The sequence below is a fragment of the Dermacoccus sp. PAMC28757 genome (genome assembly GCF_014302635.1).
GTDB classification, from domain to species: Bacteria; Actinomycetota; Actinomycetes; order Actinomycetales; family Dermatophilaceae; genus Dermacoccus; species Dermacoccus abyssi.
In genome coordinates this window covers 1,069,987-1,090,686 of the sequence record NZ_CP060292.1, presented here as the reverse complement: position 1 = coordinate 1,090,686, position 20,700 = coordinate 1,069,987, and the positions used below count along the sequence as shown (strand labels likewise).

Sequence of the window (20,700 nt, the reverse complement as noted above, 5' to 3'; positions counted from 1 at the left end):
CATTCGCCGTCCCAGTACGGAACACTGAGCAGGGACTATTACACCAGCTATCGGAGGGCCACGAACCATGGAGTTCGACGTCACCATCGAGATTCCGCGCGGCACGCGCAACAAGTACGAGATCGACCACGAGACCGGTCGCATCCGTCTGGACCGCATCCTCTTCACGGCGATGCACTACCCGGCCGACTACGGCTACATCGAGGACACCCTCGGCGAGGACGGCGACCCGCTGGATGCGCTGCTGCTCATCGACGAGCCCACGTTCCCCGGTTGTGTCGTGCGTGCCCGCTCGATCGGCGTCTTCAAGATGGTCGACGAGGCCGGTGGCGACGACAAGATCCTGTGCGTGCCCGCGGGTGACCCGCGTCAGGACCACGTCACGGACATCAAGGACATCTCGGACTTCACGCTCAGCGAGATGCAGCACTTCTTCGAGACCTACAAGGCGCTCGAGCCGGGCAAGTCCGTCGAGGAGGGCTCGCACTGGGTCGGTTCCGACGAGGCTGCCAAGACGGTCGAGGACGCTCTCAAGCGCGCCAAGGCCGAGGGCATGACGACGGCCCGCTGGGCGATGCCGGGTCACGGCGCCCACGAGACCGAGCGCTCGATCGACAAGGCACCCGGCGACAGCCAGGCGGACAAGCCGGAGGCCTGACCCGCCGTCTTCGCTGCACCGACGACGCGGGGTGCCCCTCATCGATGAGGGGCACCCCGCGTCGCTCGTTGGGGCGCGCATGGCCCGACGGGGCCGATCCGGATTGGCCGCCCGACATCTCTTGCGCCTCAACCCTTCCCCCGTCACCGAAGATCCGTAGCCTTCAGGTATGGGGAGAACGACACGCAGCATCATCATGTCCACGGCCGTCCTCGCACTGACGGTCGCCTGCACTTCGGGCGACGGCGCGGATACCGCTCGCTCCGGTGACGGCACGAACACATCATCGGAGACGAACACCTCGGCGTCATCGTCGAGCGCGGGCCTGCCGCACGGCGAGGTCGTCCACGTCGGCGGCTCGGGCGACATTCTCGTCCACACACCGGTGCGTGATCGTGCGAAGGCCAACGCGGGTGGGTCGGGCTATGACTTCGACCCGATGTTCGCCGCGGTGAAGAAGCCGATCAGCGACCTCGACCTCGCGATCTGCCACATGGAAACGCCGCTGTCGGTCGACAACACGAACCTCTCGATTCCGGCGACGATGTCGTTCAACGTGCCGCACGAGGTGGCCGGCACGCTCAAGCGCACCGGCTTCGACGGCTGCGACCGCGTCGGAAACCACGTCGTCGACCGCGGCCTCGCGGGTGTCGCATCGACGAAGAAGGTGCTCGACGACGCCGGGCTGAAGAACCAGGGCCCGTCACCGGAGAACACCGACGCCCAGAAGCCCGTCACCTACGACGTCAAGGGCCTCAAGGTCGCCCATCTCGCCTACTCGTACACGACGGGCAACGAGGCCGCGTCCAACACGCGCGTGCCCGCGGATCTGCCGTGGTTCAAGTACTGGCAGTTCCCCGTCGTCAAGGCCGAGGGCATCCTCGCCGACGCGCGCAAGGCGAAGGCCGACGGCGCCGACGTCGTCGTCCTCAGCATGCACTGGGGCCCGGAGTACAGCTCGGACGCGAGCCCGGAGCAGCGGGAGTTGGCCAAGAAGCTCCTCGAGTCACCGGAGGTGGACCTCATCCTCGGCACGCACGTCCACGTCGCTCAGCCTTGCGAGAAGATCAACGGCAAGTACGTCGTCTACGGCATGGGCAACTTCATCAGCAATCAGAGCCCGAGCGTCAACCCCTCGCTCAAGCCGGCGACGCAGGACGGCATGATCGTCGACGTCGCTCTCAGCCGCGGCAAGGACGGCAAGCTCGCGCAGAAGCTCACCTACTCACCGACGCACGTGCGCATCGGCGATTACGAGGTGCAGCTCGCGACGCCGACGCAGAACCCCGAGGCCTACCAGCGCGTCACGTCGACGATGTCGGCCCTGCCGAGCTGTGACGCGAAGCCCGCGAGCTGAGCCGGCAGGTCACCGGGGCCAGATCCTTACCCACGCTATGGAATGCGCCGACGGCGAGCACCCGCTCGCCTAACATTGAGCGGGTGAGCAGCGCCGACCACCGCTAACCCGAGATCATCGCGAGACGCTCCCGGCTGGCGATCACCGGTGTCGGCGTGCTCGGGACGCTCGGCGTCGCTCTCGTCTCGATCAACCTCCCCCCCGGGGCCGCCTCCGTCGGACCGGTCCTCGAGGAGGTGCGTGACGACGTCGGGCTCAGCGCCACCGTCGCGGGGCTCATGACGGCTCTGCCCTGCCTGTGCTTCGGCCTCGTCGGCGCGCTCGCCGTCACGCTGGCCAAGCGCATCGGCGTGACGGCGGGTGTCGCTGCGGGCCTCGTCGCCATCACGACCGGCCTCCTTCTGCGTTCCCTCACGGGCAACGGCGTCGGTTTCCTCCTGTTGTCGACGCTCGCGCTCGCCGGCATGGCCCTCGGCAACATCCTCGCGCCGGCCTGGATCAAGCGGCATTCGAGCGACGGCGGCACCCGCGGCATGACGATCTACAGCACCGGCCTGGCGATCGGCGGCTCGCTCGGCTCGCTTTTCGCCGCGCCCGTCGCCCAGAGCGCGCCCGGCGGGTGGCGAGGATCCCTGGCGCTGTGGGGCCTCGTCGCGGGCATCGCCGTCATCCCCTGGCTGGCCCTGACCGGGCGCGAGCGACGAACGTTCGCCCATCACACCGTGCCGCCGGCGGCGCCCCCGGTCCGCCTGCGAGCCTCGCGCACCGCCGTCTTGATGTGCGTGTACTTCGGGATGCAGTCGATGAATGCCTACGTCCAGTTCGGGTGGCTTCCGCAGGTGTGGCGTGACGCCGGCCTGTCGAACGTCGAAGCGGGATCCTGGCTCGCGCTCATCGCCTCGCTCGGCATTTTCGGCGGGCTCATCATGCCCAGCGTCGTCAACCGACGTGGACTCATGACGGTGATGGTGCTCGTTCTCGGCGCGCTCCTGTTGGGCGGCTACTTCGGGCTGCTCCTCGCACCGGCCAGCACCCCGTGGCTGTGGGCGCTCATGCTCGGCATCTCCGGGTGGAGCTTCCCCGGTGCCATCGCCATGATCACCGCACGCACCCGCAATCCGCGCATCACCGCCCAGGTGAGCGGCTTCGTCCAGCCCATCGGGTACGTCATCGCCGGCGTCGGGCCCGTGGCTGTGGGAATCGTGCACGAACTCGTCGGCGGATGGACCCTCGTCCTGCTGCTCCTCATGGGGACCGGCGTCATCATGACCGCCGCCGGACTGGTGCTCGCCCGTTCGGGATACGTCGACGACGAGCTCGCCTGAGTCTGTGCGGCCGACGTGGGCCCGCGCCGATGGCGGGTCAGGCGCCCGTGCGTCGCCGCCTGCTCGGGACGCCCGCACGCAGGTGGGCGTAGGCGTCATCGGCGAGGACGACGGCATGCGTGCGACGCCGCGAGCGCCACATCATCGCGAGGCCGAAGGCCCAGACGAGATACTGCACGCTCATCGCTGCGCGGAAGGAGCCCGCGTCGTACGTCGCCGGGCCGCCGGGGGCGACGTGGTCGAGCACGAGGCCGATGAGGACGATGCACGTCACGGACGCGACGTAGCCGCCGACGTTGACGATGCCGTTGGCACTGCCGAGGCGGGTGGGCGCGTTGAAGGAGCGGGCCATGTCGAAGCCGACCATGGAGCCCGGCCCGCCGAGCGACACGGCGATGCACAGCAGGACGAGCAGCCACAGCGGCGCCCTCCCGGGCCACGCGAGCACGACGCTCCACAGCGCGATGATGACGCCGATGAGCGTCATGACGACGACGGAGCGACGGTGTGGCATCCGCGCCGTGTACATGCCCAGCACCGGACTCGCCACGATGATCGTCACGACCATGAGGGACAGCAATGTGCTCGCCGTCGCCTCGGACAGGCCCTGACCCTTCGTGAGGAACGGGAAACCCCACAGGAGGACGAACACGTTCATCGCGAACTGTGCGGTGAAGTGGGTCCACAGGCCCAGGCGTGTGCCCGGCTCGCGCCAGACCTCGCCGAGCACCCGGGCAACCGCCCGCAGCCTGACGGTGTCGCGCCGTTTGTCGAGGTTCGGGCTGTCGACGACGACGAACCACATGACGAGGCCGAGCACGAGACCCAGGGCAGCGGCGATGAGGTAGGTCGTCTCCCACCCCAGCGCGTGGAGCGCCGCGGCGAGCGGACCCGCCGCGAGCAACGCACCGATCTGGCCGGCGAAACCGGTGATCTGGGTGACGAGCGGCGCTCGCATCGGCGGGAACCACAGCGCGGCGATGCGCAGGACGCAGACGAAGATCATCGCGTCGCCCATGCCGACGAGGACGCGGGCGCCCAACCCTGCCGCGAAGGTGTGAGCGAAGGCGAACCAGGCCTGCCCGGCCGTCATCGTCAGGGCACCGGCGGCCAGGAGGATGCGTGAGCCGTACTGGTCGAGCGCGGCCCCGACGGGCACCTGCATCGCCGCGTAGACGAGCAGTTGGACCATGGCGAAGGTCGCGAGCTGCGAGGAGCTGATGCCGAACCGCTCGGCCGCCATGATGCCCGCCACCCCGAGCGATGTGCGGTGGAAGACAGCGAGCACATAGACGGCGACCGCCGCTCCCCAGATCGCCCACGCGCGTCGGCCGCCGAGCGGTGCGAGGAGGCGGGGTTCGGGGGCGGGTGCGGGCGTGCTCGTCATGACGCCTCCACCTTAGTTCGCCTTCCGATATTCTCGCGTCAGTGTCTCAGCGCACCCGATGCGCCCGCACGCGGTGGATCGGGTGGAACGAGGCCACCCCGCGTGTGCCCGGTTCGGCATATGCCCGACGACCGATGGGATGACGATGGCCTCCGAGCGCAGCAACGCGCCCTCCTCGACCTCCGGGGCGGCCGCCGTCGAGACGCCGAAGCAGCGTCGCGCCGCACTCGTGGCGGTGACGGCCCTGCCGATTGTCGTCGTCATCGCAGGCGCGTGGGGCTACACCCAGCCCGGCCTTTTCACGCCGCACGCCACATGGGTGCCGTACCTGCTCGGCGTCGTGATGTTCACGATGGGTCTCACGCTCACACCACACGACTTCGCCGCCGTCATGCGCCGCCCCTGGGCCGTGCTCATCGGGCTGGTGGCCCACTACGTCATCATGCCGGGAGCCGGGTGGGTCATCGCGCACGCGCTCGCGCTCTCACCGGAGCTGGCCGTGGGTCTCATCCTCGTCGGATGTGCGCCGAGCGGCACGGCGTCGAACGTCATGACGTTCCTGTCGAAGGGCGACGTCGCGCTCGGTGTGTCGGTGGCCACCGTCTCGACACTTGTGGCACCCGTCGTCACGCCTGCACTGACGGCGCTGCTCGCCGGGTCGTACCTCCACGTCGACGCAGGCTCGATGATGGTGGACATCGTCAAGACGGTGCTCGTGCCGATCGTGCTCGGCGTCGTCGTCCGTCTCGTCATCAAGGACGCCGGCGTGCGCGCCATCGCTCCGGCCCTGCCGTGGGTGAGCGCCGTCGTCATCGCCTGGATCGTCGCGATCGTCGTTGCAGGAAGCGCCGGCAAGCTCGCCTCCGTCGGCGGCATCGTGTTCCTCGCGGTCGTGTTGCACAACGGCTTCGGGCTCGGCCTGGGCTACCTCGCAGCGCGCTTCGCGGGCCTCGACGCGAAGGCCCGCCGCGCGCTCGCCTTCGAGGTGGGCATGCAGAACTCCGGCCTTGCCGCGACGCTGGCGAAGGTGCACTTCTCCCCGCTCGCCGCGCTGCCGTCGGCCGTGTTCTCCGTGTGGCACAACGTCTCGGGCGCCGTGCTCGCCGCGTGGTTCGCGCGCCGGCCGGTGCGCGACTGAGCACCCGACCGTGATGTGAGTCGTGACTCGTTCTGTGAGCTGCGCTGGTCACCGGACGGACCGGAGCTCACACACCGGGCCATGGCCGACGTGATTCACCTCACGTGTACTCGCCCGTAACCCATTCCGGCTTTGGCAAGGTGCCGAGCATGAGCGAGAACGTTGCCACCACCCGCTATCGCCAGGCCCGGGACGAGCTGCTGGCCCTTCGCGGCAAGCACGACGAAGCCGCCGCCTCGTTCACGTGGCCCGACCTGGGCGAGCGCTTCAACTGGGCGCACGACTGGTTCGACGTCGTCGCGCGCGGCAACGACGCGAAGGCACTCGTCATCCTCGAGGAAGACGGCTCGTCGCAGGAGGCGACGTTCGACGAGATGGCGCGCCGCTCCGATGCCATCGGGGCGTGGCTCGCCGAACGAGGCGTACGCCGGGGCGACCCCGTCATCGTCATGCTCGCCAACCAGGTCGAGCTGTGGGACGTCATGCTCGCCGCGATGAAGCTGGGCGCCATCATCATGCCGACGACGACGGCCGTCGGGCCGAGCGATCTCGTCGACCGCATCGAGCGCGGCGGCGTCAAGCACGTCATCGCGAACGCTGCGGACACCGACAAGTTCTCCTCCGTGCCCGGCACGTACACGCGCATCTCCGTCGGCGAGAGCGACGGCTGGCAGGACATGCGCGCCGCCTACGCGAACGTCGAGGGCGCCACCCCGCTCGAGCACCCGGGCACCGCGCCGAGCGACCCGCTGCTCTACTACTTCACGTCCGGCACGACGAGCCGGCCGAAGCTCGTCGAGCACACGCAGTCGTCGTACCCGCTGGGTCACCTGTCGACGATGTACTGGCTCGGTCTCGAACCGGGCGACGTGCACCTCAACATCTCCAGTCCGGGGTGGGCCAAGCACGCGTGGTCGTGTTTCTTCGCGCCGTGGATCGCGGAGGCGACGATCTTCGTCTACAACTACACGCGCTTCTCCCCCGGCGCCCTGCTGGAGCAGCTGCGCAGCCGCGAGGTGACGACGTTCTGCGCGCCTCCCACGGTGTGGCGCATGCTCATCAACGCCGACCTCTCGGGCGGCAAGGGATCGCTGCGCGAACTCATCGGCGCGGGCGAGCCGCTCAACCCGGAGGTCATCTCCCGCGTCGAGAAGGCGTGGGGTCTCACGATCCGCGACGGCTACGGCCAGACCGAGATGACGGCGTCCGTCGGCAACACCCCCGGCTCCACGGTGAAGCCGGGGTCCATGGGCCGGGCGCTGCCGGGCATCCCGGTCGTCATCGTCGACCCGATGACGGGTGAGCGCGTCGAGGGCGCCGGCGAGGGCGAGATCTGCCTCGACCTGTCCGACCGGCCGCTCTCGCTCATGACCGGCTACCTCGGCGACGAGAAGCGCAACGCCGAGGCGATGGAGGGCGGTTACTACCACACCGGGGATGTCGCGACGATCGACGACGAGGGCTACATCAGCTACGTCGGGCGCACCGACGACGTGTTCAAGGCGAGCGACTACAAGATCAGCCCGTTCGAGTTGGAGTCGGTGCTCATCGAGCACCCGGCGGTCGCCGAGGCAGCCATCGTGCCGGCACCGGATGCGGTGCGGCTTGCCGTCCCGAAGGCCTACCTCGTTCTCGTCGACGGTCACGACGGTGACGCGGCGACGGCGGAGAGCATCTTCGCGTTCGCCCGCGAGCGCCTGGCGCCGTGGCAACGCGTGCGTCGCCTCGAGTTCGCCGAACTGCCGAAGACGATCTCGGGCAAGATCCGACGCGTCGAACTACGCGGCCGCGAGAACGAGCTGGCCGACGCCCACGAGCGGCCCGAGGGCGAGTTCCGCGACGAGGACTTCCCCAGCCTGCGCGGCTGACGGCGCTGCGGCGACCCTTCCCCCGGGCCACGGATGACGGCTCGGGGGAGGGTCGCTTTACGCCCGGCGCCGACTGAGGTGCCAACGCGCCACATGACGAGACCCATCACACACAGATCGCACTATCCGCCGAACGAAACGTTCGCTAAAGTGAACACATGGCCTACCTGAGTGAACGCGTCGGAGCGCAGATCAAGCTGCGCCGCGAGCAGCGAGGGTTCTCCCTCACCGAGCTCGCGCGACGCGCTGATCTCGGCAAGGGCACCCTGTCGAATCTCGAGGCGGGGCGCGGCAACCCGACGCTCGACACGCTCGACGCCCTGGCGCGAGCCCTCGGCATCCCGCTCACCGACCTGCTCACGGTTCAGCCCACCGGCCAGGTCACCGTCGTGCGCGCCGAACCCGCACCACACGACGAGTTCACCCGTCAGTTCCTCGCGCGCGTCGGCGGAGGCCGCAGCCTCGAGATCTGGCGTCTGCACATGCCGCCCGGCGACGTCTTCGACGGCGTTCCGCACACTCCCGGCACGGTCGAACACATCATCCTCGTGAGCGGCTCGCTGCGGGCCGGCCCCACGGACGCCCCCGTCGATCTGGAGCCCGGCGACCTCGTCGCGTTCCCCGGGGACGCACCCCACCGCTACATCGCCGGCCCCGAGGGGGCCGAGATGCACTTCGTCTTCGCCACGCCCACGCTCGGCTGATCACCCAGAAGGAGCACCCTTGTCCCTCGCCACCTGGCTCACCCTGCTGTCGGCCTGGATCGTCGCCGTCGCCTCCCCCGGGCCCGACTTCCTCGCCGTCATGCGCACCTCGGCAACCTCGGGTCGCCGTAAAGGGCTGTTCGTCGCCGCCGGCGTGACGACCGGCATCGCCCTGTGGGTCGTGCTCGCCCTCACCGGCCTCGCCGTGGTCTTCGCCCAGTACGAGGCCGCCTACAAGGTCGTGCGTTACCTGGGCGCGGCGTTCCTCATCGGGTACGGCCTGCGCATCCTGTGGAGCCTGCGCCGCAGCAGCAACAACAACGATGACGACGACGAGACTCCCGCAGCCAATGCGGCCGCTGCGTCAGCACCCCTCGCGACCCGCAGCGTGTGGAAGGCGTACCGCATCGGCCTCGTGACGAACGTGGCCAACCCGAAGGCCCTCGTCTTCTTCGGCGCCCTGCTCGCCTCGATCGTGCCGCACGGTTCGCCGTTGCTCGCCCAGCTCGAGGTCTTCGCCACCATCGTCGGCGTCACGTTCGCGTGGTTCGCGAGCCTCGCGTGGATTGCGTCCGGCGAACGCGTCGCGAACGGCTATCGCCGCGCAGCCCGCCGTATCGACGGCGCGGTGGGTGGCGTGTTCACCGTCATCGGCGTCTCGCTCGCCGCGAAGGCGTGAGCTTCGCCGCAGCGGACGGAGGCGGTTGCCCCGACATGACGAAAGCCCCCAGGTGAGACCTGGGGGCTTTCGTGCGCTGAGCCGCTTGTCGGAATCGAACCGACGACCTTCTCATTACGAGTGAGACGCTCTGGCCGACTGAGCTAAAGCGGCACCGCTGGGCTCGGAGAATCTCCGGCAGCGAGGCTAGACATTACACGAGGACGCAGGCGAACGCGAATTGCGGGGGCCCTCCACGCGCTCGCCCACCCGTCGAACGGGTGTCGCGAAAAGAGCCGGAGGACGACCCTCAGCAGGTGGTCTTCTCCGGAAGGTTCTTGCCTTCGAGCAGGTAGGAGTCGATGGCTGAGTCGACGCACTCGGAGCCGCGGCCGTAGGCCGTGTGACCGTCACCGTCGTAGCTCACGAGACGCCCGTTCTCGAGCTGCTTCTCGAGGCGCTCGCTCCACTCGTACGGCGTGGCCGGGTCGCGGGTCGTGCCGACGACGACGATCGGTCCGGAGCCCGCCGCCTTGACCGACTTGGCCTCACCCGTGGCCTTGACCGGCCAGTCCGCGCAGATGGCGCCGGCCCAGGCGAGCTGCGAGCCCCAGGTCGGGGCGTCCTTGGCGAGCGCCTTCGTTTCCTTTTCGTACGTCGCGACGCCGCCCGTCGGGGCCGGGCGGTCGAGGCAGGTGACGGCGTTGATGACCTGCATGATGTTGCCGTTGTAGGTGCCGTCGTCGTTGCGCTCGGCGTACTGCTTGCCCGAGGCGAGTAAGAGCGTCCCGTCACCGTTCATCGCCCCGCGCAACGCATCCGTCAGGCCCGGCCAGCTGGCCTCGTCGTAGAGGCCCGCGGCGATGCCGTTGACGGCCCACCCCTCGGTGAGTCGATCGATGCGCGAGTCACCCTCGGCGCGAACGGTCTTGTCGTCGAGGCCCGCGAGGAACTCCTGGAGCTTCTTCTTGCCGGCCGCCGGTTCCGAACCGAGGGGGCAGTCGGATTCCTTCGTGCAGGAGGCGAGGTAGGCGTCCAGTGCCGTTTCGAATCCCTTGGCCTGTCCGGCGTTGAGCTCGGCCATCGTGAGGTCGGGCGGCAGCACCCCGTCGAGCACCATGCGCCCGACCTTCTTCGGGAACTGCTCGGCGTAGGAGGCTCCGAGGAACGTTCCGTACGACTTTCCGAGGTAGTCGAGCTTGTCCTCGCCGAGGGCCGCGCGCAGAACGTCCATGTCCTTGGCCGCCTCCTCGGTGGAGACGTGGCCGAGCAGCGGGCCGGCGTTCTTCTTGCAGGCGTCGGCGAAGGACTTGTCGGCGGCGAGCAGTTCCTTCTGCTCTGCCGCGTTGTCGGGTGACGGATCGGCACCGAGAAGATCGTCGAGCTCGGCGTCGCCGACGCACGTGATGGCCGCCGAACGCTGAACGCCCCGCGGGTCGAAGCCGACGACGTCGAAGCTCTCGCGCACGCCCGAACTGACGATGCTGTCGGCGGCCGCGGCATAGTCGACACCCGAGGCGCCGGGTCCACCCGGGTTGACGACGAGCGACCCCTTCTTCGTGCCGGTGGCTTTCTGGCGGTTGACCGCGATCTCGATCGTGGCACCGCTCGGCTTGGCGTAGTCGATGGGCACGCGCAGCTTCGCGCACTCGCCCTCGTCGCACTTCTCCCACTCGAGCTTCTGGGAGTAGAACGACTGCAGACCCGACGGAGCAGGCCCGGCCTTCGATGCCGACGTGGTGGCACTGCCCGCCCCGGTTGCCTCGGAGTGCGACGACGACGAGCTACAACCGGCCACCAGCGTCAGCGCGCCGGCCGCCGCGAGGGCCACGCGCAGCGAGCGGGAGGTGGAACGTCGGGTCATGGGGTCTCCTCGGGGCGTTACAGGGGAAGTTCGAGCGCGATGCACATGGCTTCGAGCGCGAGCAGAGGCGGCACGTTGGCGGCGATGCGTTCGCGTGCGGTGGCGATGGCGTCGAGGGCGAGCAGAAGTTGCTCGGGTGTCAGCGCCCGCGCGAGCTGTTCGACCTCACCGACGATGTCGGCGTTGACGAGGTCGACCGGCTTACCCCAGCGCACGACCATGGCGTCGCGGTACATCGAGGCGAGGTCGATGAGGGCGCGGTCGACGACGTCACGCGCGAATCGCGTTGCCCGCGTCTTCTGCTCCTTCTCGAGCTGATTGATCGCCGAACGCACGTGCGGGGGTTGGGTTCTCGCCGACGTGTCGGCGCCCAACTGCTCGAGCAGCTTCGCTTTCTCCTGGGCGTTGCGCTCCCCCGACGACGCGCCGGATTCGTCCTCGGCGATCGACGCGAGGTCGGCGGCGGCCTTGAGTGCGTCACCGAGCCCGCGGATGGACAGGGCGAGCAGGAGGGTCTCCCGTCGGCGGATCCGAGCGCCTTCGTCACGCGCGAGTCGGCGGGCGATGCCGATGTGCGACTGCGCGGCGCGGGCCGCGTACGTGGCCATGGCCACGTCGACTCCGTCGCGGCGCACGAGAAGTTCGGCCACCGCCTCGACCGGAGGGATGCGCAGGCGCACGTGACGAGACCGGCTGCGGATCGTGACGATGACGTCCTCGACGCTCGGCGCACACAGCAGCCAGACGGTGCGCGGCACAGGCTCCTCGAGGGCCTTGAGCAGGGCGTCGGCGGCGCGTTCGGTGAGGCGGTCGGCGTCCTCGATGACGATGACGCGCCAGCGCCCCACCGACGGCGACGACTGTGCCGCGAGCGCCAGGTCGCGGGCCTCGCGGACCTGGATCGTCAGACCCTTCGTCGAGACGATCTGGACGTCGGCGTGAGAACCGTCGAACGTGGTGCGGCATTCGCGGCATTCACCACACCCGCCCTGTGGGCACTCGAGCGCGGCCGCGAACGCGCGGGCCGCGTTGGAGCGCCCCGAGCCGGGCGGGCCGGTGAGGAGCCACGCGTGCGTCATGCGGCGCGGGTCGGCGATCGCTTCCGAGAGTGTGCGGACGGCGTCGTCTTGACCGACGAGGTCACGCCACACGCCTTCGCCAATGCCGGGAACGGAGCGCACCTCGGGCGCCTGCACGCTCATCGACGCGCCGCCAAGGTCTGTTCGAGTCGGGTGCGAACCGCAGCTGCGATGTCCTCACGCGGCAGCGAAGCGTCGAGGACGAGGTAACGCTCCCCGTCGCGAGCGGCGAGTGCGAGGAAGTGTTCGCGCACGCGCGCGTGAAAGTCGTCAGCCTCGCGTTCGAGCCGGTCTTCGCCGCCGCGGCCACCACGGCGGGCGCGGCCGTCAGCCGGGTCGACGTCGAGCAGCACCGTGAGGTCGGGTGTGAGGCCGGTGGTGGCCCAGCGTGAGATGGACTCGATGTCGGCGGCGTCGAGCGCGCGGCCCGCGCCCTGGTAGGCGATGGACGAGTCGATGTACCGGTCCTGCAGGATGACGTCGCCGCGTTCCAGGGCCGGGCGCACGAGTGTCTCGACGTGGTGGGCCCGGTCGGCCGCGTAGAGCAGCGCCTCGGCGCGGGGCGCGACGTGGTCGCCGTGGAGGATGAGCTGCCGGATCGCGACTCCGAGTTCGGTGCCGCCCGGCTCGCGCGTCGTGACGACGGCGTGGCCCTGCTCCTCGAGCCAGGCCTGGGCGAGCGCGATCTGCGTCGTCTTGCCGGCGCCGTCGCCGCCTTCGAACGTGACGAAAAGACCTGCGCGTGCGCTGCCACTGACACCATCGCGGGCCGCGCCGGGCACGGGGGCGAGCAGTTCCTCGTCACGCACGTCGTCAGCCATGCGCACACCCTACCGAGGCGCACCGACAACGCCGGATCGCCGCTCGGTCGCGGCGGCCCGACGCGTCAGGACACAACGCGCCTGAGCGCCTCGTCGGCACCTCAGCCACCCCGCTACGGGGACGCAAGGTGCCACGGCGCCCCGCCCGCACCCGACGCCTGCGGAGGTCCGCCCTCACCCCGCGCCCGAGAAATTCACGAACCGCAGTTCTCGTCCACACCCCGCTTGGCGCAGTAGGCCGTGATCACCGAGGTGACGTACGGCGCGAGGTCGGGCTCGACGTCGTCGTAGGTCTTCGCGAACCGCGGGTCAGCGCTGAACATCTCACCCATGCCGCGCAGCATCGGCAGCGGGACGTCGTTGAACCACGTCTCGATGTGGTCGCGGTGCGCCTGGACCGCGGCGTCCGCCTGCTCGGAGCCCGGTTCCGCGCCGTCACGCTTGGCCTGCGCGAACCGCTCCATGACGGCGTCGCCCTCGGCCTTGATGCGAACCCATTGCTCCTTCGTGTACGACTTCGCGCGGCGCTGCGACTCCTTGTACGCGTCGGTCTCGCCCCAGCGGGCCTCGGCTTCCGCGTCGTAGCTCTCGTCGTAGCCGGTGCCGAAGATCTCCTTCATCTCGCCTTCGGTGATGGCGTAGTCACTCATCGGTTCCTCCTTCGTCAATGCGGTGTCGATGGCCCGCACGAGCCCGTTCAGCTCGTCGAGCCTGGCGATGACCGCCTCCCTGCGTCGGCGAAGCTGCTCGGTGAGCGCATCGTCGTCCGCCAACACGGCGCCGATGTCCGCCAGTGGCATCTCGAGACGCCGCAGCAAAACGACGCGGGCGAGACGTTGCACGTCGCCCGGCGAGTACAGCCGGTAGTCGGCCCAACTGCGCTCGCTCGGCGTGACGAGGCCGATCGCGTCGTAGTGGTGCAGGGTGCGCACCGTGATGCCGAAGCGTTCGGCCACTTGGCCCACCGTCAACAGGTCGTCGGTCATGTCACCACCCCACCGCCTCACGCAGCGTGAGGGTCAAACACGGGCGCGGAAAGTCACTGCGCGTAGCCGATCTCGGCGTCCTCGGCCTGCTCGTCGAGGCCGTAGACCGACCCCCGGTAGCTGGGAGGCGTCACGCCGGTCGCGGCATCGCGCCGCAGGAGTGGCTTGGCGATGGCGTGAAGAAAGATCGGTGCGAGCACGAAGAACCACAGCATGATGCTGCCGATCGTTCCGATGACACCGAACATGAGGGCCGCGGACCACGCGCCGTCCCGGAGGCCGAGGCGAACCACCGACACGAGCGTCCAGACGACGGGACTCAGCGCGCACCACAGCTGGCACGCCGTGACACGGTCGCCGAGCGACAACCCGGCCGAACGCCGAAGCGCCACCAGCGCCAGGCCCGTTGCGGCGAGGGCATGCACGCCGACGATCCAGGCCGCAGCGATGAAGACCGCGCCGGCGCTCCAGCCGTCACCCGACGGGCCGTCGCCGAACGCCCCCGCTTGCCCCGCCAGGAGGACGACGAGGAGCCACAGCACCCCGACGACGCTGCTCGCCGCCACGGTGCCGACACCGATGGCGGCCGCCTTCGTCAGGTCGGCACTCAGCGGCGCCGTGCGATCAGTCTGCTGCTCGGTCTTAGTTCCCGTTCCCACGGCGACATTGTTCACCGTCGACGAAGGCCGAACGAGTGTGTTTCCACAACGGTTCGGTGACGAACAGCCGCCGCGGCTCGTTCAGACACGCACGTCGGAGGGGACGCCACCGTCCGCCCCGGGCGCAGCCGAGCCATCCGAACGCCTCGCCGGAAGACGATGCCAACCAGAGCCATTCGACCGGACGCTCAGGGGCCTGTTGTCGCCCCGGTTGTCTGGGGAGATGACGGGTCGGCACCGGGTTCCTCTTGCGTCACGGGGTGACGACACAGCGATCCCCGGACCACCAACGCGACGACGAGCGGTGCTGGGGTGACGCACCACATCGCCACCCCAGCAGCACTCATTCCGATCCCGAGACCGATCGCCGTGAGACCTCCTCCGTCTGACGATCCGGTCGCGAGCCACCCGGTGAACACGAGCGCGCAGATGACCGGGCTCGCCGCCGTCCAGAGCACCATCGACAGCACGCGTCCGCCCGCGCTCGCACCGCGGGTGGAGCGGAGCGACACGAATCCGAGAACCCACGCCACCAGTGCGCAAGGCACGGCGACCCACAGCGCCGAGCGGGCGAGTTCACCCCCGGAAAAGCGCCCGTCAGCCTGAGTGCCGAGGCCCAAGTTCGTGCCGAGGGTGAAGCCCACGACCGTCACGGCCACGACGCCCCACCCGACCGCAGCGACGGCAGCCGCTCCGGCGAGCAGAAGATCGGCCCTGCGCGTGGCGCCCGCCGTCTCGGTTCGTTCCCCGGTGTCCATGCGCCTCGTTCTGTCACATCCGCCTGTGCGGTGCCCGAATGTGCCACGGTGAACGCATGGCACACGTCCTGCTCCTGCACTCCGCACTCGGCTTGCGCTCGGCCGTCCACGAGTTCGCTGCCGACCTGCGCGACCTCGGGCACACCGTCGAGACCCCCGATTACTACGACGGCCACGTCTTCGACTCCGAACGCGACGGCATTGCCTACCGCGACGAGGTCGGTGTTCCCACGCTGATGAAGCGGGCAAAGGGCTACCTCGACGGGCTGCCTGAGGACGCCGTTCTCGGCGGCTTCTCCCTCGGAGCGTTCTTCGCACAGGCTTTCGCTGCCAAACGGCCCGACGCCCGCGCCGCTCTCCTCCTGCACAGCGTGGCTCCGCCCCAGGGTGAGTGGAACGGTGTGCCCGTGCAGGTGCACCGCTACGCCGAGGACCACTGGATCGACGAACCCGACGTTGCGGCGCTGCGTGAAGCGGTGGAGGCCTCGGGGGCGTCCTTCGAAGACATCGTTGTGCCCGGCCGCGGTCACTTGTTCACCGACGCCGGCACCCCGGACGGCGACGCTGACGCCACCCGTACCTCGCTCGAACGCATCGCCGCGCTGCTCAACGGCTGAACCTTCCGTCAGAGCGAACGAAGAGGTCGCCTCCCCGAGCGGGGAGGCGACCTCTTCGTCGTGACGTTCGGTTCAGGCCTTCTTGGCCGTCTTCGCCGCGCTCTTGGCGGCCGTCTTCTTCGTGGCCGTCTTCGCCGTCGTCTTCTTGGCGGTCTTCTTGGTCGACTTCTTCGCTGCCTTCTTGCGCGTCGTCGGCCCCTTCGCCCGCTTCTCGGCGAGCAGTTCGAAGGCCCGCTCGGCCGTCAGGGTCTCGACGTCGTCGTCCTTGCGCAGCGTCGCGTTGGTCTCGCCGTCGGTGACGTACTCACCGAAGCGACCGTCCTTGACGACGACCGGCTTGCCCGACGCAGGGTCGGCGCCGAACTCCTTGAGCGGCGGCTTCGCAGCCGCGCGGCCACGCTGCTTCGGCTGGGCGTAGATCGCCTCGGCCTCCTCGAGCGTGATGGAGAACAGTTGCGACTCCGTCTCGAGCGAGCGGCTGTCGGTGCCCTTCTTGAGGTAGGGGCCGTACCGGCCGTTCTGCGCGGTGATCTCGACCTTCTCGGTCTTCTCCGTGCCGTCGTCAGCCGTCTTCTTCTCCTCGACGACGCCGACGACGCGCGGCAGCGAGAGCAGCTTGAGCGCGGTCTCGAGGTCGATCGTCGCGAGGTCCATGTCCTTGAACAGCGACGCCGTGCGCGGCTTCGGCTTGGCAGCCTTCTTCTTCGGCTTCTCGTCGGCGGCGGGGGCCTCGTCGGCGAGCACCTCCGTGACGTACGGGCCGTAACGACCGGCCTTCGCGACGATGTCGCGGCCCGACTCCGGGTCCTGTCCGAGCACGCGACCGTCATCGTCGGCCGCTTCGAGCAGTTCGCGGATCTTCGCCGGCGTCATCTCGTCCGGCGCGATCTCGTCGGTGATCGACGCGCGGCGCGGCGTCGCCGACGCAGCGGCCTGCGCGTCCGCACCGTCCTTGACCTCGCCCGTGGCCGGGTCGACGCCCTCGGGCACGTCCTGCTCGACGTACGGCCCGTAACGGCCGACGCGCACGACGTAGCCCTCACCGATCGGAATGGTCGAGATGCCGCGGGCGTCGATCTCGCCGAGGTCATCGACGAGCTGACGCAGGCCCTCGGCCGATGCGCCTTCGTCACCGAAGTAGAAGCGCGACAGCCAGCGGGCGCGCTCCTCGTCACCGGCGGCGATGCGGTCGAGGCCCTCCTCCATCGAGGCGGTGAAGTCGTAGTCGACGAGGCTCGGGAAGTGCGTCTCGAGCAGGTTCGTGACGGCGAACGCGAGCCACGTCGGGATGAGCGCACTGCCGCGCGTTCGCACGTAACCGCGGTCCTGGATCGTGCCGACGGTGGCGGCGTACGTCGAGGGGCGGCCGATGCCGCGTTCCTCGAGCGCCTTGACGAGCGTGGCCTCGGTGAAACGAGCCGGCGGCGACGTCTCGTGGCCGAGCGCTTCGGCGCGCAGCACGTCGAGGGAAACGCCCTCGGAGAGCTTCGGCAGGCGACGCTCCGAGTCGTCGTTGGAGTAACGGTCGGCGTCGCGCCCCTCCTCGTACGCGGCGAGGAATCCGCGGAAGGTGATGACGGTGCCGCTGGCCGAGTACTCGGCCTGCTTGGCCACGCCGGAGCTCTCGACCGGCACGGTGAGCTTCACCGAAGCCGTCGAGCCCTTGGCGTCAGCCATCTGCGAGGCGACGGTGCGCTTCCAGATGAGTTCGTAGAGCGCGAACTCGGTGCCGCGCAGCTGGCCGGCCACCTGCGCCGGCGTGCGGAAGCGGTCACCCGCGGGACGGATCGCCTCGTGGGCTTCCTGCGCGTTCTTTGCCTTGCCCGCGTAGCGACGCGGCGCGTCCGGCACGTACTCGGCGCCGTACAGGTCGCGTGCCTGCTGGCGCGCAGCGCTGATGGCCGACTCCGACAGCGTCACCGAGTCGGTACGCATATAGGTGATGTAGCCGTTCTCGTAGAGACGCTGCGCGACACGCATCGTGTCCTTCGAGCCGAGGCGCAGCTTGCGGCTCGCCTCCTGCTGCAGCGTCGAGGTGATGAACGGCGCGCTCGGCTTGCGCGAGTACGGCTTCTCGCTGACGGCGGAGACGCTCGCGTGCGACGAACGCGTCGACTCCGCGATCTTCTCGGCGGCAGCGCCGTCGAGGTGGCGCACGCCCTTGCTCTTGAGCACACCGTCGTCACCGAAGTCGCGGCCGGAGGCCACGCGCTCGCCGTCGACGGAGCTGAGCTTGGCGACGAACGACTGGCCGGCCTTCGCCTCGAACTCGCCCTCGACGTCCCAGTAGGACGCTGCGCGGAAGGCCATGCGCTCGCGCTCACGCTCGACGACCATGCGCGTCGCGACCGATTGCACACGACCTGCCGACAGCCCGCGGCGCACCTTGCGCCACAGCACCGGCGAGACCTCGTAGCCGTAGAGGCGGTCGAGGATGCGGCGCGTCTCCTGCGCGTTGACCATCTGCATGTCGAGGTCGCGCGTGTTGTTCGCGGCACGCTGGATGGCTTCCTTGGTGATCTCGTGGAACACCATGCGCTTGACGGGCACCTTCGGCTTCAGCGTCTCGTACAGGTGCCACGCGATGGCCTCGCCCTCGCGGTCCTCATCGGTGGCGAGGTAGAGCTCGTCGGCGTCCTTGAGGGCCCGTTTGAGCTCGGCCACCTTCTTCTTCTTGTCCGCGTCGACGACGTAGTACGCGTCGAAGCCGTTGTCGACGTCGACGGCGAACTTGCCGTACGGCCCCTTCTTCATGTCGGCCGGGAGTTCGCTCGGCGTGGGCAGATCACGAATGTGACCGACGCTGGCGTCGACGACGTACTCGTCCCCCAGGTACGCGGCGATGTTCTTGACCTTGTTCGGCGACTCGACGATGACGAGTTTGCGGCCTGACGACACGTGTTGCTCCTTTGCTGTCGATCGCGCGGGCGCCGGATTCGTCGGCGCCGCCCCAGTGCGATCGCTATGACCGTACCCGACGCCTCCGAGTGCCCGAACAGGCCGATCGCCCGGACGACACGCCGTTCCCTGCCTGAGGGTGGAACAGTTGAACGCTCAACGGTGTTGCACCGTCATGACATCGCCCGTGGCCACGCCGCCCTCGTCCGACTCACGACCGCCCGTTCTCTACCTGAGCCACGGTGCTCCCCCGCTCGCCGACGACGCGACGTGGACTCGCGAACTGGCTTCGTGGTCAGGCGCGTTCACCAAGCCGAAGCAGATCCTCATGGTGTCGGCGCACTGGGAGAACGCCCCCGTCACCGTCTCCTCGACGACCGGTGCACCCCTCGTCTACGACTTCTGGGGCTTTCCGCAGAAGTACTACGAGGTCACCTACGACGCGCCTGCGGCGCCGGAGCTCGCCGAATCCGTGGCGCGCCTCCTCGGCACGCCCGACACCCCGATCTACCAGGACACCTCGCGCGGCCTCGACCACGGCGCCTACGTGCCGCTCGTCGAGATGTTCCCAGACGCCGACGTTCCCGTCCTGCAGATGTCGATGCCGACGCTCGACCCGCGTGAGCTCTTCGAGCTCGGGCGCAAGCTCGCGCCGCTGCGTGACGAGGGCACCCTGGTCGTCGGTTCGGGGTTCACGACGCACAACCTGTCGTGGTTCAACCCCGTGGCGGATTCGCCCGCCCCCTCGCCGTCCGTCGAGTTCGACCACTGGGCTGCGGAGACGATGGCGAGCGGCGACCTCGACGCGTTGTTCGACTTCATCCACAAGGCCCCGGCTGCTCACGAGGCGCACCCGCGCACCGAGCACTGGGCACCGCTCTACGTCGCCATCGGCGCGGCGAACCCCGACGGAGCCGCGAGCGCCGCATCACGCACGAGCATCGACGGCTTCTGGCACGGGCTGAGCAAGCGGAGCTGGCAGCTCGACTGAGGTGCGGCGGGTGGGCGACGAACCTCGAACTTCCGCAAGAACATTGGGTGGCAAACCACACCAGGGGCACCCGAGAGGACGTACTGTTCTTCTCAGATGTCCAGGGGATTCAGAACTTTTTCCAAGGTGCAGGGTGAACGCCTCGAAGAAACATGGAACCGAACGCCTCTGGGCTCCGTCACAAGAGCAGTTGACACCGCCCACAAGGAGGAATCCCATGTCCCTCATTCGCAAGGCACTGCCGCTCACCTTCGCTGCTGCAGTCGGCCTTTCCGGCTGCACGATGAACGTCGGTTCCGAGGGCAAGTCGAGCTCCGGCTCGTCCACTCAGTCCCAGTCGTCGAGCGAGTCGCCCAGCTCGTCGGAGCAGTCGTCGGAAGAGTCGTCGGAGAGCCCCAGCTCCACCGAGAGCCCGAGCTCCGAGGAGTCGTCGGAAGAGTCGTCCGAGAGCCCCAGCTCCTCTGACAGCCCGAGCTCTGACGGCTCCTCGTCGTCGAAGCGTCTCTCGTCGAGCGAGCTCGGCAACTACGCCTCGACGAACGCCGTCCGCGCCTGCGCCATCAAGGACATCGCCTACAACGGCACGGCCCGCTTCTGCGGCTCCGACCACGAGGACATCACGGCCGATTACAAGGGTCAGCAGCTGTGGGTCACGTTGGCCACGAAGTACGAGAAGGGCGCCACGTACAGCTACACCGTCTCGAACGGCCAGCAGTCGCAGACGAAGTCGCTCCCGTCGACCAACCTCAACAACGGGGACAGCGCCACGGTCGCCGTCTACGTCCCGATGCGCGTCTCGGGTGACTACAAGGTCACCTACAAGAAGAACGGCACCCAGATCGCCGAGAAGTCGGTCAAGGTCTCGGTCGACTGATCACCTCAAGCACGGCCGACGGCCCCGCTCCTCACATCGAGGGGCGGGGCCGTCGCTC

The 20,700-nt window shown here is 69.0% G+C and carries 18 protein-coding genes and 1 tRNA gene; 10 read left to right on the top strand and 9 right to left on the bottom strand.

Going from position 1 to position 20,700, the window contains the following annotated elements:
• The first annotated feature begins 67 nt into the window (after positions 1–67).
• From H7F30_RS05285 to H7F30_RS05275, 3 genes are all read left to right on the top strand, one after another.
• Entirely contained in the window at positions 68–658 is a 591-nt protein-coding gene (locus H7F30_RS05285; protein WP_187037229.1) for an inorganic diphosphatase, read from the top strand.
• Positions 659–827: 169 nt separating this feature from the next.
• Entirely contained in the window at positions 828–2,015 is a 1,188-nt protein-coding gene (locus H7F30_RS05280; protein WP_187037227.1) for a CapA family protein, read from the top strand.
• A 155-nt stretch (positions 2,016–2,170) separates the two neighbouring features.
• Positions 2,171–3,340, top strand: coding sequence for an MFS transporter (locus H7F30_RS05275; protein WP_255464965.1), 1,170 nt, complete (start codon positions 2,171–2,173; stop codon positions 3,338–3,340).
• A gap of 37 nt (positions 3,341–3,377) precedes the next feature.
• Here the strand turns inward: H7F30_RS05275 and H7F30_RS05270 are convergent, their stop codons facing one another.
• A complete protein-coding gene (locus H7F30_RS05270; RefSeq protein WP_187037225.1) occupies positions 3,378–4,727 on the bottom strand; it encodes a nitrate/nitrite transporter in 1,350 nt (449 codons plus the stop codon).
• Positions 4,728–4,866: 139 nt separating this feature from the next.
• On the opposite strand from H7F30_RS05270, the gene H7F30_RS05265 reads away from it, so the two are divergent.
• From H7F30_RS05265 to H7F30_RS05250, 4 genes are all read left to right on the top strand, one after another.
• A complete protein-coding gene (locus H7F30_RS05265) occupies positions 4,867–5,865 on the top strand; it encodes a bile acid:sodium symporter family protein (protein WP_156170380.1) in 999 nt (332 codons plus the stop codon).
• Positions 5,866–6,014: 149 nt separating this feature from the next.
• Entirely contained in the window at positions 6,015–7,733 is a 1,719-nt protein-coding gene (locus H7F30_RS05260) for an AMP-binding protein (protein ID WP_187037223.1), read from the top strand.
• 158 nt (positions 7,734–7,891) lie between these two features.
• Positions 7,892–8,437 carry a helix-turn-helix domain-containing protein gene (locus H7F30_RS05255; RefSeq protein ID WP_187037222.1) on the top strand — a complete coding sequence of 182 codons (546 nt, stop codon included), beginning with the start codon at positions 7,892–7,894 and terminating at the stop codon, positions 8,435–8,437.
• 19 nt (positions 8,438–8,456) lie between these two features.
• Positions 8,457–9,116, top strand: a complete 660-nt coding sequence (locus tag H7F30_RS05250) for a LysE family translocator (RefSeq protein WP_187037218.1) — start codon at positions 8,457–8,459, stop codon at positions 9,114–9,116.
• 79 nt (positions 9,117–9,195) lie between these two features.
• Here the strand turns inward: H7F30_RS05250 and H7F30_RS05245 are convergent.
• The 7 genes from H7F30_RS05245 to H7F30_RS05215 form a co-directional block, all read right to left on the bottom strand.
• Positions 9,196–9,269, bottom strand: a tRNA-Thr gene (locus tag H7F30_RS05245).
• A gap of 136 nt (positions 9,270–9,405) precedes the next feature.
• Entirely contained in the window at positions 9,406–10,959 is a 1,554-nt protein-coding gene (locus tag H7F30_RS05240; RefSeq protein WP_187037216.1) for an alpha/beta hydrolase, read from the bottom strand.
• A gap of 17 nt (positions 10,960–10,976) precedes the next feature.
• The gene (locus tag H7F30_RS05235) at positions 10,977–12,161 is read right to left on the bottom strand and encodes a DNA polymerase III subunit delta' (RefSeq protein ID WP_187037213.1); all 1,185 of its coding nucleotides are present in this window, start codon (positions 12,159–12,161) and stop codon (positions 10,977–10,979) included.
• Positions 12,158–12,859, bottom strand: coding sequence for a dTMP kinase (tmk, locus tag H7F30_RS05230; RefSeq protein WP_187037212.1), 702 nt, complete (start codon positions 12,857–12,859; stop codon positions 12,158–12,160). The genes H7F30_RS05235 and tmk overlap by 4 nt, the downstream gene beginning before the upstream one ends.
• A 194-nt stretch (positions 12,860–13,053) precedes the next feature.
• Positions 13,054–13,845, bottom strand: coding sequence for a MerR family transcriptional regulator (locus H7F30_RS05225; protein ID WP_187037210.1), 792 nt, complete (start codon positions 13,843–13,845; stop codon positions 13,054–13,056).
• A gap of 53 nt (positions 13,846–13,898) precedes the next feature.
• Positions 13,899–14,504, bottom strand: a complete 606-nt coding sequence (locus H7F30_RS05220; protein WP_187037208.1) for a hypothetical protein — start codon at positions 14,502–14,504, stop codon at positions 13,899–13,901.
• 188 nt (positions 14,505–14,692) lie between these two features.
• The gene (locus tag H7F30_RS05215; RefSeq protein ID WP_187037206.1) at positions 14,693–15,262 is read right to left on the bottom strand and encodes a hypothetical protein; all 570 of its coding nucleotides are present in this window, start codon (positions 15,260–15,262) and stop codon (positions 14,693–14,695) included.
• A gap of 56 nt (positions 15,263–15,318) precedes the next feature.
• On the opposite strand from H7F30_RS05215, the gene H7F30_RS05210 reads away from it, so the two are divergent.
• Positions 15,319–15,879, top strand: coding sequence for a dienelactone hydrolase family protein (locus H7F30_RS05210; RefSeq protein WP_187037205.1), 561 nt, complete (start codon positions 15,319–15,321; stop codon positions 15,877–15,879).
• A 72-nt stretch (positions 15,880–15,951) separates the two neighbouring features.
• Here H7F30_RS05210 and topA read toward each other — a convergent pair whose 3' ends face one another.
• Complete coding sequence (gene topA / locus H7F30_RS05205; protein WP_187037203.1) at positions 15,952–18,777, bottom strand: type I DNA topoisomerase; 2,826 nt, start codon at positions 18,775–18,777, stop codon at positions 15,952–15,954.
• 175 nt (positions 18,778–18,952) lie between these two features.
• On the opposite strand from topA, the gene H7F30_RS05200 reads away from it, so the two are divergent.
• Complete coding sequence (locus H7F30_RS05200) at positions 18,953–19,768, top strand: dioxygenase (RefSeq protein WP_187037201.1); 816 nt, start codon at positions 18,953–18,955, stop codon at positions 19,766–19,768.
• 217 nt (positions 19,769–19,985) lie between these two features.
• On the top strand, positions 19,986–20,642 hold the full coding sequence (locus H7F30_RS05195; protein WP_187037199.1) for a hypothetical protein: 657 nt from the start codon (positions 19,986–19,988) through the stop codon (positions 20,640–20,642).
• The last annotated feature ends 58 nt before the right edge of the window (positions 20,643–20,700 follow it).

Bases quoted from the DNA above. Each gene is read 5' to 3' on its own strand.
- H7F30_RS05210 (WP_187037205.1), top strand. From the start codon at position 15,319: ATGGCACACGTCCTGCTCCTGCACTCCGCACTCGGCTTGCGCTCGGCC.
- H7F30_RS05225 (WP_187037210.1), bottom strand. From the start codon at position 13,845: ATGACCGACGACCTGTTGACGGTGGGCCAAGTGGCCGAACGCTTCGGC.
- H7F30_RS05270 (WP_187037225.1), bottom strand. From the start codon at position 4,727: ATGACGAGCACGCCCGCACCCGCCCCCGAACCCCGCCTCCTCGCACCG.
- H7F30_RS05215 (WP_187037206.1), bottom strand. From the start codon at position 15,262: ATGGACACCGGGGAACGAACCGAGACGGCGGGCGCCACGCGCAGGGCC.
- H7F30_RS05280 (WP_187037227.1), top strand. From the start codon at position 828: ATGGGGAGAACGACACGCAGCATCATCATGTCCACGGCCGTCCTCGCA.
- H7F30_RS05235 (WP_187037213.1), bottom strand. From the start codon at position 12,161: ATGAGCGTGCAGGCGCCCGAGGTGCGCTCCGTTCCCGGCATTGGCGAA.
- H7F30_RS05255 (WP_187037222.1), top strand. From the start codon at position 7,892: ATGGCCTACCTGAGTGAACGCGTCGGAGCGCAGATCAAGCTGCGCCGC.
- H7F30_RS05260 (WP_187037223.1), top strand. From the start codon at position 6,015: ATGAGCGAGAACGTTGCCACCACCCGCTATCGCCAGGCCCGGGACGAG.
- H7F30_RS05195 (WP_187037199.1), top strand. From the start codon at position 19,986: ATGTCCCTCATTCGCAAGGCACTGCCGCTCACCTTCGCTGCTGCAGTC.
- tmk (WP_187037212.1), bottom strand. From the start codon at position 12,859: ATGGCTGACGACGTGCGTGACGAGGAACTGCTCGCCCCCGTGCCCGGC.
- H7F30_RS05265 (WP_156170380.1), top strand. From the start codon at position 4,867: ATGACGATGGCCTCCGAGCGCAGCAACGCGCCCTCCTCGACCTCCGGG.
- H7F30_RS05240 (WP_187037216.1), bottom strand. From the start codon at position 10,959: ATGACCCGACGTTCCACCTCCCGCTCGCTGCGCGTGGCCCTCGCGGCG.
- H7F30_RS05285 (WP_187037229.1), top strand. From the start codon at position 68: ATGGAGTTCGACGTCACCATCGAGATTCCGCGCGGCACGCGCAACAAG.
- H7F30_RS05200 (WP_187037201.1), top strand. From the start codon at position 18,953: ATGACATCGCCCGTGGCCACGCCGCCCTCGTCCGACTCACGACCGCCC.